Here is a 12,066-nt window from a genome sequence, read left to right on the forward strand (position 1 = left end):
TGACAGGCCACCATTTTTAATGGGGAAGCCCCTAGTGAATGGTGATGCTGTAGCAGATCAATATGTCGATCAGGTTGCATTTTTATGGTTATCAAAAAAAACGCTAAAAAATAAAACTTTAAGAAGAATGACATATATCGGTTTTAAGGTAGCTGACGACGAGGTGAACATATCCTCGATTGTGCCTTCGCAACGCGCAATTAAAAGCTCAGTAAGCAGCTTAAATATAATTTTTTGGTTTTTATGACGACCCTTTTTTTTCGAATATTGGGTTAAAAATAAATTGAATTAGAAGACTTCGGTATCTGAATTCTCTTGTAACTAAAAGTGCTGATAACAAGCGCTAACTACTTTAATGGGATCAATCATGTTTAAAAAGGCGACACTTGCTCTAGCTATTAGTGGTTTGTTGGGTGCCTCTGCGGCTCAGGCGGCGGTGGTGTATGACCAAGACGGCACGACGCTAGATATCTACGGCCGCATCGCCATGGGGTTTGAAGGCGGTGGTGAAAAAAATGGCGTTGATAATGGCGAGGAGTTCCGTAATTTTGGTTCTCGTTTGCGCTTTACGGCAGGTCATCAAATCAACGCTGACCTGCGCGCGTTTGCACGGGTAGAGTGGCGTTTTACTGGGGATGAGCGCAGCCGCCCGGGCTTTGACGAAGTGCGTAATAGCTACCTTGGTCTCGAAAGTAAGCAGTACGGTACGTTTATGGCGGGTAACTATAACAGTTACTACGATAACTACGTGATGACACCGTTCGATGTTTATGTAGAGCGTGGCTATGAATTTGCCGGCGGTGGTCTTCAGGCGCGTGGCGACTCACTTGGCTATAAAACGCCTGAGATCAACGGTTTTCAGGCTGTTTTCTCAGCAAAACACTTTTCTGAGCGTGGTCTCACTGAAGCGCAGCAGTCTAGCGAAGGTAGCGTTATCGCCACACAAGGTGGCGTCGTTTACGCGACTGGCCCCTTACGTTTAGCACTTGGCTATGTAGAAGATACCGTTCGTGGCGGTGGCAACGGTGAAACACGTTTTGGTACTACGGCCACGTACGATATAAATGACGCTTTCTCTGCGCGTTTAGGTTATGAAACCCGTGGTGATAACGATAAGCGGGGAGGCGGTTTTGATACGGTAGGCCTAGGTGGTAGCTTTGCCACCGGCGCTTGGACCTTCTATCTCGATTATTACAACATTGATCCCGATAATGCGGATAATGATCGTGACGCTTGGGCCGCTGCGGCGCATTACGATGTTTCTAACAATCTTGATGTATTTGTCGAGCTAAATGATGCCAATAAAGATGCCAATGATAACTTCGAAGATGATCTGTATTATGCAATAGGTGCCCGCTATCACTTTTAAATAATAAATAGCTTCCTTAGCGCTTAAGTCACTTATTAAGATCGTTTTGCCGATGTGCTAAAAGTACATCGGCTTTTTGCATTATGCTGTCTATGATAATAGTTAAATGGTTTTAAGAAGCGTACATGACATCAGTCTTGGTAAGGCGTGGTTAGTCTAAGGGTTTCTTTGTCGCTGGCGTTTGGCGCTTTTTCTCGCGGCGACGCTGCTTGGCTAATGCGTTGCCGTTAGCCAGTTCCTCTAAGTAAGCGATTTCTTCGTCGCTGAGTGGTTTGCGCGGTTGGTTTGTCATTGATGTCACCACATTGTTAGGCCTTTCTGGCACGCTAACGATGAACGATGACATCAATATGAAAGGAGCCATTAAGATGCGTTTTAGCCGCTATGGGATTGCGCTTGGAGAGGTAAACTAGCAAGTGGAAGGGTTTTCGGGCCGTTCCTACTGAGTGAAACGGCCCAGCGTACTCACATAGTCATGATGCTTTCAAAGCCTCCATAAATAAGACGCTTACCATCAAAGGGCATGGAGTTAACGTCCATTTGTAAGCGTGGATCTTCCATGACTTTTTGCATAGTGACATCGCGTATCGCTTTGGAAAGCCACTCTATCCATGAAAAAACAACGCTTTCGTCATCTTTTCGCTTAACCGCCATGGAGAACGAGGTGACCTCTCCTTCGGGAACATCGTCTTCCCAGCTTTCTACCACTCGCTGTGCGCCGAACTCTTTGAACACTTCTGCGGCGGCGCGGGCGTGCTCAATAAATTCAGATTTATTAGCGGTCGGCACGGCAGCGATGAAGCCATCGACATAAGGTGTGGTGGTAGTATTCATGCCGCTTCTCCTGGGTTTACTTTGGGTGAGAATGATCGCGGTATAAGGTGTCGAGGCCATAACATGCTGTCTTCATAGACCAGTATTCATCACAGAGATCCATACGCTACCGGCAAAAAATAGCGGAGCAGCGAGTTATTGTTATTAGCTCAAACGTAGCGCATGAAGTCTCCGATGACGTACTTTTCTTATGCGTATTTTTCTTAAGCAGCGGTGTTAACCATCGGTGCGCTTTCGAGTGGTGCTATTAAAAGGATGAAGAGCATCGCGGGTCACGTAGAAGCGCAATGTTTCACCTTCACGAACGGCTGGCTGGCCAGCGGTGCGAATCACCGTGGGTTGCTCGCTGTCGGCGAGATTAACGTACAGATGGCTTTCCGCGCCTGCCGCCTCAAAGAGCATGAGTGTCGCGTCGATGGCTAGATGTGGCGTATCGGGTGCGGTGAGGTGCATGTCGTCTGGGCGAATGCCGAGGGTGTCGGTGCCTTTGGGAAGGTGTTCCAGCACGCTGCTGTTTTGAGTACGCAGATACTCCAGCGGCAACATGTTCATTGCCGGAGAGCCAATAAATTCCGCAACGAACATTGTGGCCGGACGGGCGTAGATCTCCATCGGTGTGCCTACTTGCTCAATTTGCCCGGCATTTAGCACGACCAAACGGTCGCCCAGGGTCATGGCTTCCAGCTGGTCGTGGGTGACATACAGGCTGGTGGTTTTTAGGCGACGCTGTAGTTGTTTAATCTCCACCCGCATCTGTACGCGCAGCTTGGCGTCCAGGTTGGAAAGCGGTTCATCGAACAAGAAGGCTGAAGGCTCGCGCACCAGTGCTCGGCCCATTGCTACCCGCTGGCGCTGGCCGCCGGAAAGCTTGCGGGGTTTGCGCTCCAGGAAGTCTTCAATCTCCAGCATCTTGGCCGCTAAGCGCACGCGTTTATCGATGTCATCTTTTTTGAAACCCCGGTTCTTTAAGCCATAAGCGAGGTTGTTGTAGACGGTCATGTGCGGATAAAGCGCGTAGTTCTGGAACACCATGGCGATATCGCGTTCAGCGGGCTCTAGCTTATTTACTACCCGGTCGCCGATTTTGAGCGTGCCTTCGGTAATGGTTTCAAGCCCCGCGACCATGCGCAGCAGGGTCGATTTTCCACAACCGGATGGCCCGACGAGTACCACAAACTCGCCATCTTCAATCTGTAAGTCGATGCCTTTGACGGCGTGAACATCGCCGCTATAGGTTTTCTTCAGCCCTTCCAAGGTAATGCTAGCCATCTTATTTCTCCGTCTCGGTCAGGCCTTTCACAAATAGGCGTTGCATAAACAGAATCACTAATACCGGCGGTAGCGCTGCCATCACCACTGCCGCCATGACGAGTTGCCACTGGGGATTCTCTTCCGAAGTCATGCGCTGGATACCCATCACGATGGTGTAATAATCAGGGTCGGTGGTGATTAGTAGCGGCCACAGGTACTGGTTCCAGCCGTAGATAAACATGATCACAAACAGTGCGGCGATATTGGTCACTGACAGCGGCATTAAGATGTCTTTAAAAAACTTCAGTGGCCCGGCGCCGTCGACACGGGCGGCTTCGAGCATTTCTTCGGGAATGGTCATAAAGAACTGGCGGAACAGAAACGTCGCGGTGGCCGAGGCAATCAGCGGAATCGACAGCCCGGCAAAGCTATTGAGCATGTTGAGGTCCGCAACGACCTGAAACGTCGGAATAATGCGTACTTCCACCGGCAGCATCAGCGTGATGAAAATTAGCCAGAAGAAGAACATCCGAAAACGAAAGCGGAAGTAAACAATTGCAAACGCCGACAGTAGTGAGATCGACAGTTTTCCTATGGTAATCGCCATGGCCATAACAAAACTGTTCCATAGCATCATGCCTGCTGGTGGGGCTCCTGCGTTGGAAACGCCGGACTGCCACATACGGGTAAAGTTTTCGATACCATGGGCGCCGGGCAGCATCGGCAGTGTACCGCGTAGCAAGTCGCCTGGCGCCTGGGTAGACGCCACGAGCGCAACGTACACGGGGAACACCACCACCGCGACGCCAATCATCAACGTCAGATGAGCAAAAAAATTCGCCCAGGGTCGGTTTTCAACCATTGAAAGTCTCCCAAACAATTAGCCAGTGGTGTTAGTAGTTCACGCGGCGCTCGATAAAGCGGAACTGCACCACCGTGAGTGCGACCACAATGGCCATTAAAATCACTGACTGAGCGGCCGAAGAGCCTAAATTCAAGCCGACGAAGCCATCGGCGTAGACCTTATAGACCAGCGTGTTGGTTGCCTGGGCGGGGCCGCCTTGGGTAGTTGCGTGAATAATGCCAAATGTATCGAACATGGCGTAAACCACGTTAACCACCATCAAGAAGAAGGTCGTTGGCGTCAGCAGCGGGAAAATAATCGTCCAGAAGCGCTTAGTCGGGCTGGCGCCGTCAATGGAGGCGGCTTCAATCAGCGATTGTGGGATTGACTGTAGGCCCGCTAGAAAAAAGAGAAAGTTATAGGAGATCTGCTTCCAGGCGGCGGCAAAAATCACCAGCAGCATGGCGTCACTTCCTGAGTTGCGGTGGTTCCACTGATAACCCACCATTTCTAGCATATAGGGAACAATGCCGATGGAGGGGTTGAAGATAAACCACCACAAAACGCCCGCAAGGGCGGGGGCTATGGCGTAGGGCCACACCAGCAGTGTGGTGTAGGTGCTACGTGAGCGAATCATCCGGTTGACGGTGCTGGCCAATAATAGAGCCACCGTCATTGACAGGAGTGTGGTACCGACGGCAAACACCGCTGTCACGGAGAGCGAGTTAAGATAAGCGCCATCGCGAAACAGGCGAGCGAAGTTTTCCAAGCCCACAAACGTCGAGCGCAGCCCAAAGGCGTCTTCGCGCAATAGCGACTGATACAACGCTTGGCCAGCAGGCCAGATAAAGAAAATCAGCGTCACAATCACCTGGGGCGCCAGCAGCGCGTAGGGCAAAAAGCGACCAGGGTAGGTCATGCGTTTAGTTTGCATGGGCAGCTCTGCAAATGGTTAGTAAATATAAGCATCGACAAACGAAATCGCCGCCTACCCAGTGGGGTAAGCGGCGAAGTGAGTACTTATTTACTGGTTGGCAGCTTCAAAGTCACGGAGTAAATCATTGCCACGTGCCACTGCGTCGTCAGCTGCTTCCTGGCCCGATTTGCCACCGGTCATCACGGCTTCCATCTCTTCGGAGATAATGTCGCGGATCTGTACAAAGTTACCAAACCGCAGGCCTTTCGAGTTCTCGGTCGGTTCGTTTAGCGTCATCTGCTTCAGCGAAATATCGGCACCTGGGTTCTCATCGTAGTAGCCCTGCTCTTTGCTTAAGTCCCACGCCGCTTGAGTGATGGGCAGATAACCGGTTTGCTGGTGCCACTCGGCTTGTACCTCAGGCTGTGAGAGGTACTCAAAGAAGGCGGCAACGGCTTCATACTCGTCATCGGTGTGGCCTTGTAGTGCCCACAGGGTGGCACCGCCAATGATGGAGTTCTGTGGCGCACCATCTACGTCGTCATAGTAGGGCTGCATACCGAAACCGACTTCAAAGTCAGAGTTAGCAGCGACATCCGCACGGGAAGCAGAAGAACCGAAGAAAATCGCACAGTCCTGGGAGTAGAACATCGGCTCTGAGTCAGGGCCAGAACCGGGGCCGCCCCACTTAAAGACCCCCTCTTCCTGCCAGTTATGGAGGTTGTCCCAATGGCGGGCGACCAGCTCATTGTTGAAATTGAACTCTGTTTCCATGCCGCCAAAGCCGTTTTCCAGCGTACCAAGCGGCACATTATGCCAAGCGGAGAAGTTTTCCAGCATTACCCAGCTAGGCCAGGAGGTGGTAAAGCCACAGCTGGCCGCCCCAGAATCGACGATTTGGCGCGAAAAATCGGCCACTTCAGACCAGGTTTGCGGCGCCTGCTCAGGGTCTAGACCCGCTTCCTCAAACATGTCGCGGTTGTAGTACATAATCGGCGTAGAAGAGTTGAACGGGAACGACAGCATGTTGCCGTTGGTGTCGGTGTAGTAACCGACTACCGCTGGCAGGAAGGCTTCGCGATCAAACGCGCGGCCATGCTCTTCCATCAACTCGTACACGGGGTAGATGGCACCTTTGGCGTTCATCATAGTGCCAGTGCCGACTTCAAAAACCTGGAGAATATGCGGCTGCTCGCCCGCACGGAACGCCGCAATGGCGCCGGTCATCGTTTCGGTATAATTGCCGCGGTAGCTGGGTGTGACGTGGTAGTCGTCCTGAGAAGCGTTAAACTCCTCCGTCATTTCTTCAAGGATTTCACCAAGCTGGCCTCCCATAGCGTGCCACCAGGTCACTTCGGTCGCAGAATGGGCAGAAAGGCTAAACGTGGCAGTAGCCACCCCTAGGGCAAGCGCGTGCAATGTGAAACGAGACATAACGGCTCCTTGTGGGTCGTTCGCAGTACGTTTATTAAGTTTTTGGGTGCACTGAACAGTAGAAAGTGTAGATGACGTTTTCATGAATGCACGATGAACTCGACGTGACAGTCAACGTTTCGCTGTCCGTTGGCCTGCTTAGTAGGCAAAGGAGAAAGGCGGTGATAGGGTGATATGAAGAGCCTAACTGACGAGAGCAGTATGACTGACGCGACCACCTTACTGGCGAAGCTAGTATCGTTCGATACCACTTCCAGCGAATCTAATTTGGCCCTAATTGAATTCGTTGAGCACTATCTAGCTGATTATGGTGTGGCTTCAGAGCGGGTGATGAGCCCGTGTGGCACCAAAGCTAACCTGATTGCCCGCGTAGGCCCTGACGCCCCTGGCGGGGTGATGCTTTCTGGGCATACCGACGTAGTGCCGGTGGCCGGTCAGCCATGGTCGAGTGATCCGTTTACCCTTCGCGATGGCGGCGATGGGCGCCTGTACGGGCGTGGTACCTGTGATATGAAAGGCTTTATTGCCTGTGCGTTAGCCATGGTGCCTACCTGGGTCAATGCGCCGCTGAAGCAGCCTATCTATTTCGGATTTTCTTACGACGAAGAAATTGGCTGTGTGGGCGCGCCGAGTCTTATTAAACGCTTTTACGAGCACTACTCCACCACCGCCCACGTCATTGTTGGTGAACCTACCAGCATGCAGCCTGTGGTCGCGCAAAAAGGCGCAACGAATCTGCGCACTACCGTGATTGGCCAGGAGGCCCACAGTAGCCAAGTGAATCAAGGCACGTCTGCTATCCATGTTGCGGCAAGGCTCGTCACGTTCATTGAAGACACCATGGCGGCATTGGTGGAAGAGGGCCGCGTCGATGAGGCCTTTAATGTGCCTCATACCAGCCTGCACGTTGGCAAAATAAAAGGCGGTACGGCGATCAACATTATGGCGCGGGAGTGTCAGTTTGAGTGGGAAATTCGCCATCTGCCCACGGACACCTTCGACGAAATATACGCGCGCTTTGATGCCTATTGCGCCCAGCTAAGCGCTGAGCTGCAGGCTAAAGGCAAGCACGTTGAAATCACCACCGAGCCGTTAAACGTGACAGTACCGGGCTTGGCCGACCGCGAGAACGAACAAGTGCTTCGCTTAGCCAAAGACCATCTGCCACACGCCTGCTGTAATCATGCGGTCGCTTATGCCACCGAGGCAGGGCAGTTCCAAGGCCAGGGCTTGCAGACAATAATTCTTGGCCCTGGCAGCATCGCCCAGGCGCATCAACCCGATGAGTATATTGAGACGGCGCAGCTGCACGAGTGTACGGCGTTTATGCAGCGATTAGGGCAGGCGCTAGAAACACCCCATTTGGGATGATGGTCGTTACTTATAATGGCGGCTTCGTAAGCTAGTTGTACACGTCAATGGGCGAACATTTCCGCGATTGCCTCCACAACGACCCGGACCCGCGCCGTGCGTGCTAAATCCTGGTGCAAGACAAGCCATGTCTCATAAGGCTTGGCCCGGCGGCGCTCAGGCCATACGCGTATCAGCTTGGGGTCACGCTGGGCCAAGTAGTCCGGTAATTCTCCCAAGGCCAGGCCTGCACGTACAAAGGTTGCCAACATCAGGCTGGAGTCCAGCTCGGCGACTACACGCCCCAGTCGCCTTGATTCGCCAGCCAACGTGTCATCCTGCCGCCCGGTTACTCCTCTTTGGTAGAGCGCAATATCGTGACCTGCGAAGCCTTCACCGGGTTGTGGCTCGCCATGCTGTTCCAGATAACGCTGGGTCGCGTATAAACCGACCTCCCAGCGGCCAAGTTGTCGCACGATCAACTCGGGTTGTTCCGGGCGTAGCGTACGCACGGCGACATCGGCTTCACGCCGCGCCAAGTCGAATAATCGCGTCGTGGTGCTCAAGACCACACGCACCTCGGGATGGCTGGTACGCAGGCGTTCAATTGCTGGCACCACGAAGTCCACAGCGAGTGCGTCAGTCGTGGTCACGCGCACTTCACCAGCGACTCGTTCGTCAGCTCCCTCGCCGCGTCGCTTGAAGGAGACGGCTAGCCGCTCCATCTCCTCGGCCGTGGTTAGCACTTGTTGACCGCTATCGGTCAGTACCAACCCGCCCGTGGCACGCAGGAATAGCCGACTACCCAGTGCTCGCTCCAGGCTAGTCAAGCGCCGACCTACGGTGGTTTGGTCAATGGATAGCTGCTGCGCTGCCCCTCGTAGCGTACCTGCGCGATACACCGCTAGGAAAATTTGCACATCATCCCAGTTCATGAATTTCTCCATGCTGCAAATATGCAGCCACTCACTGCATATTCATGCATTTTCACATGCAAAGCTGCCTCGTACCATGGCGCTTATTCCTTCTGAATTTAGATTCTTCTTAACCCATATCGCGCGCAGCAGGTTGGCTACTGCTGCAGGGAGTGGCCATGCCTCGTGTATCTTTCATCCTGACCGTCGCCATGCTCAGTGCCTTTGGCCTGATTGCCTCTGACGTGTATCTACCCGCGATGCCGAGCATGACCATTGAGTTCGGCGTTGCCGACTGGCAAATGCCGCAAACGGTCTCTATTTATCTGCTGGCGCTGGCGAGTGCGCAGTTGGTCTATGGGCCACTGTCGGACCGTTATGGTCGCAAGCCGTTGCTGCTTGCTGGCATTACGCTGTACATGGCTGGTTCGCTGGGCTGTGCGGCCTCTGGTAGCTATGTCGGATTTCTGGCCTGGCGCATACTCGAAGCGGTTGGTGCGGCGTCGGGCCTAGTGATTGGTCGCGCTTTGATCGCCGACACTTGTGATAAGCGCACATCGGCCAAGGTTTACGCGATGGTCTACCCGCTAGTGTCGCTATCACCAGCGTTAGCGCCAGCCATCGGTGGGCACTTGGCCGCTACCTTCGGATGGCGAGCCGACTTCCTATGCGTGGCTGCTTTCGGTGCTATGGCGCTACTGATGGTGCTAACGCTGCTGCCAGAAACGCTCCCTGTCCAGGATCGTACTCGGACCTCGCCCTTTACCGGATTTGGCCACGTTTTGCGTGACCGGACCTTCTGCCGCTATACGCTGGTCGTCTGTGCGATCTACAGTGCTTGGTTTGTCTACCTAACCCAGTCGCCCTTTCTATTCGCGCGCCAAGGGTTGAGCGAGGAGCAGAGTGGCTGGCTGTACTTGCCTCTGACGGCTGGCATCATCGGTGCCAATCTACTGGCTAAACGACTGCTCGATCGCTGGCCCTATGATCGCATCATCACCGCAGGCATCGTGTTTTTCGTACTTGGCGGTGTGGCATTTTTGGCCGTGGGCGCGTTGCAACTACAGGGCACAGCCAGTGTGATACTCCCGATGTGTTTAGTCAGCCTTGCTAATGGTTCCTCGCTATCGCTAGCGGTATCCGGAGCGGTTGCCAGTGAACACGGGCATGTGGCGACGGCATCGGGGCTGGTGGGGTTCTGCCAGATTGGTAGTGCTGCATTGGTAGCGATGGGGGTGAGTGCTGTGTTCGGTACGGGAGTTGGTGTGCTTGGCGATGCGGTACTAGCGCTTGGGCTACTCGCGCTATTCACATGCTTGCCATGGTCTGGGTACCGGAAGAAAGTGGTGTAATAGCAGCCAAGGGGGAAATAAAAAACACCCGCCAATATTAAATAGGCGGGTGTTTTCTTGAGACGCTTACGGACTGGCTATTAGTGCTGATGCTGCTCTTCGTAAAGCTCTGCTTTCGCATGGCGCATCACATCTTCGCAGGCCTGTTGGCGGGCAAGTTGGGTCAGCAGCCGCTGAGTCACCTCAAACCCTTTTCCCAAACAGGTATCAACTTCGTCTCGGCTAACGTGCGGAGAGACGTTGTAGTCGATTTTTACCGTACGGCCACCGCCTTCTAGTCGATCGGCGATTTGTCTAAGCCGCCAGGCGATTCGCTCTTTCCAGGTTGCTGATTCTACCGCGCCTTCGTTTACGCTAAACGTGCACTGCCACTCGGGTTTGTAAACCTTCATAGGAGAACCTCCACTGGGTTTGGAAAGAATGCTTGGTCGTGTGTCGTACTCCGTCTGTCTGATGATGTAGCTCTGGTACTATATCTAACTCTGTGCCAATACCGAAACAAAACGTATACCAAATCTATAAACCAAAGAATACAGAGCTTTCAATATGACGCTTTCAACGCCAGTCTCAACGTCAGCCAACTGCCCGTGCGGCAGTGGTGCTGCATTTACGGCGTGTTGCCAGCCTTATCACCAAGGTGCAACGGCATCTACGCCAGAAGCGCTAATGCGCTCACGTTACACGGCATTTGCGTTGAATAGCCGTGATTACCTACTCGCCACTTGGCACGCATCAACGCGGCCAGCACAGCTAGCGCCCGACCCAGACACCCAATGGAAAGCGCTCACGATTGTGGCGGCACCGCCAGCAAACGAGAGGCAGGGCACAGTCCATTTTTTAGCCTATTTCCGTGAACAAAACCGCTGGCATGTGCTGGAAGAAAACTCACGGTTTGTGTTTGAAGACGGGCGCTGGTGGTATGTGGATGGCGTGCCGACCATTGAGCGCCTCAAACCGCGGCGAAACGAGCGCTGTCTATGTGGTAGCGGTCGAAAAATAAAGAGTTGTTGCGGTGAGTAGTATCAATACCGATACCCAATGGTTCCTCTACTTACTTGAGTGCAAACGCGGCACCTATGTGGGGATTACCAATAACCTAGCGAAACGTTACCAAGCGCACTGCGACGGCAAAGGCGCTCGCTATACCCGAGCGAATCCACCGATAGCGCTGCTCGGCGCGCAACCGTTCGCAGATCGCGCCGAAGCCAGCCGCGCTGAATATGCGCTGAAGCGCCAAACGCCAAGCCGAAAACGTCAATGGGCCACTCAGTGGCCGATTAGCGATTTTTCCGGCTCGGCGTTGGATAGGTAACTTTCGCAGATGATCGAATGGCCGGTCTACCGAACCACCGTCACGGTACACGCTGCCTGGCGTACAACATTGAGGGCGGTGGAGCCCATAAAGTGGTCGGGAAAGCCGGGGCGGTTCGAGGAAATAATGATGCAGTCGACGCCGTTGCGTTTGGCAAACTTGACCACCTGATGGGCAGCATTGCCTTCCACAACATGAATCTCGTAGTGCTCGCCGCCAATTTTCTGGCGAATACCGTCCTTGATGCGCTGAGCGGTGGTTTCGCGGTAATCACTCGGCAGTGATGGTGCGATATAAGGGGGAATACGCTCCATTACCGAAATGATCTGTATGGTGCTGTCTTTGTCTGCCAGCTTACGTGCCACTTCGATTTTTTGCAGGATATTGGAGTTATTGTCTGCCGCCGTTGTGATTAGAATATTCTTATACATGAGAGATGCCCTCAGGTTGATAGGCAGTGGTGCGAGGCGACAACTCGGTCGCCTCTAGC

General features: G+C 53.3%; 15 protein-coding genes. 6 read left to right on the top strand and 9 right to left on the bottom strand.

All coding sequences use genetic code 11. The features are described from left to right. Nucleotides 1–34 precede the first annotated feature (34 nt). On the top strand, nt 35–247 hold the full coding sequence (locus ACN06F_RS01220) for a hypothetical protein (protein WP_433924526.1): 213 nt from the start codon (nt 35–37) through the stop codon (nt 245–247). Between the two features lie 120 nt (nt 248–367). Continuing rightward, nucleotides 368–1,369, top strand: coding sequence for a porin (locus ACN06F_RS01225; protein ID WP_038480504.1), 1,002 nt, complete (start codon nt 368–370; stop codon nt 1,367–1,369). 151 nt (nt 1,370–1,520) lie between these two features. Here the strand turns inward: ACN06F_RS01225 and ACN06F_RS01230 are convergent, their stop codons facing one another. The 6 genes from ACN06F_RS01230 to ugpB form a co-directional block, all read right to left on the bottom strand. Then, nucleotides 1,521–1,661, bottom strand: coding sequence for a hypothetical protein (locus ACN06F_RS01230; RefSeq protein ID WP_167457096.1), 141 nt, complete (start codon nt 1,659–1,661; stop codon nt 1,521–1,523). Nucleotides 1,662–1,834: 173 nt separating this feature from the next. Then, the gene (locus ACN06F_RS01235; protein ID WP_433924527.1) at nt 1,835–2,203 is read right to left on the bottom strand and encodes a DUF1428 domain-containing protein; all 369 of its coding nucleotides are present in this window, start codon (nt 2,201–2,203) and stop codon (nt 1,835–1,837) included. Between the two features lie 216 nt (nt 2,204–2,419). Next, entirely contained in the window at nt 2,420–3,472 is a 1,053-nt protein-coding gene (locus ACN06F_RS01240) for a sn-glycerol-3-phosphate import ATP-binding protein UgpC (RefSeq protein WP_433924528.1), read from the bottom strand. Between the two features lies 1 nt (nt 3,473). Then, a complete protein-coding gene (gene ugpE, locus ACN06F_RS01245; RefSeq protein ID WP_433924529.1) occupies nt 3,474–4,316 on the bottom strand; it encodes a sn-glycerol-3-phosphate ABC transporter permease UgpE in 843 nt (280 codons plus the stop codon). Nucleotides 4,317–4,347: 31 nt separating this feature from the next. Then, nucleotides 4,348–5,232 carry a sn-glycerol-3-phosphate ABC transporter permease UgpA gene (ugpA, locus tag ACN06F_RS01250; protein WP_433924530.1) on the bottom strand — a complete coding sequence of 295 codons (885 nt, stop codon included), beginning with the start codon at nt 5,230–5,232 and terminating at the stop codon, nt 4,348–4,350. Between the two features lie 90 nt (nt 5,233–5,322). After that, a complete protein-coding gene (gene ugpB, locus ACN06F_RS01255) occupies nt 5,323–6,648 on the bottom strand; it encodes a sn-glycerol-3-phosphate ABC transporter substrate-binding protein UgpB (RefSeq protein WP_271910393.1) in 1,326 nt (441 codons plus the stop codon). A gap of 201 nt (nt 6,649–6,849) precedes the next feature. Here ugpB and argE point away from each other — a divergent pair, with 201 nt between their 5' ends. Further along, the gene (argE, locus tag ACN06F_RS01260; RefSeq protein ID WP_038486472.1) at nt 6,850–8,019 is read left to right on the top strand and encodes an acetylornithine deacetylase; all 1,170 of its coding nucleotides are present in this window, start codon (nt 6,850–6,852) and stop codon (nt 8,017–8,019) included. 44 nt (nt 8,020–8,063) lie between these two features. Here the strand turns inward: argE and ACN06F_RS01265 are convergent, their stop codons facing one another. Then, complete coding sequence (locus tag ACN06F_RS01265; RefSeq protein WP_433924531.1) at nt 8,064–8,933, bottom strand: LysR family transcriptional regulator; 870 nt, start codon at nt 8,931–8,933, stop codon at nt 8,064–8,066. 158 nt (nt 8,934–9,091) lie between these two features. Here ACN06F_RS01265 and ACN06F_RS01270 point away from each other — a divergent pair, with 158 nt between their 5' ends. Then, on the top strand, nt 9,092–10,264 hold the full coding sequence (locus tag ACN06F_RS01270; protein ID WP_433924532.1) for a multidrug effflux MFS transporter: 1,173 nt from the start codon (nt 9,092–9,094) through the stop codon (nt 10,262–10,264). Between the two features lie 80 nt (nt 10,265–10,344). Here the strand turns inward: ACN06F_RS01270 and ACN06F_RS01275 are convergent, their stop codons facing one another. Further along, on the bottom strand, nt 10,345–10,656 hold the full coding sequence (locus ACN06F_RS01275; protein ID WP_030074158.1) for a hypothetical protein: 312 nt from the start codon (nt 10,654–10,656) through the stop codon (nt 10,345–10,347). Between the two features lie 154 nt (nt 10,657–10,810). Between ACN06F_RS01275 and ACN06F_RS01280 the strand changes: the two genes are divergently transcribed. Next, a complete protein-coding gene (locus ACN06F_RS01280; protein WP_038480525.1) occupies nt 10,811–11,284 on the top strand; it encodes a YchJ family protein in 474 nt (157 codons plus the stop codon). Then, a complete protein-coding gene (locus ACN06F_RS01285) occupies nt 11,277–11,576 on the top strand; it encodes a GIY-YIG nuclease family protein (protein WP_038480528.1) in 300 nt (99 codons plus the stop codon). Before ACN06F_RS01280 ends, ACN06F_RS01285 begins: the two co-directional genes overlap by 8 nt. 26 nt (nt 11,577–11,602) lie before the next feature. Here ACN06F_RS01285 and ACN06F_RS01290 read toward each other — a convergent pair whose 3' ends face one another. Beyond that, complete coding sequence (locus tag ACN06F_RS01290; protein ID WP_038480531.1) at nt 11,603–12,007, bottom strand: universal stress protein; 405 nt, start codon at nt 12,005–12,007, stop codon at nt 11,603–11,605. Nucleotides 12,008–12,066: the final 59 nt, after the last annotated feature.

Origin of the sequence: Vreelandella sp. 21 (genome assembly GCF_050995515.1) — a bacterium.
GTDB classification, from domain to species: domain Bacteria; phylum Pseudomonadota; class Gammaproteobacteria; order Pseudomonadales; family Halomonadaceae; genus Vreelandella; species Vreelandella alkaliphila.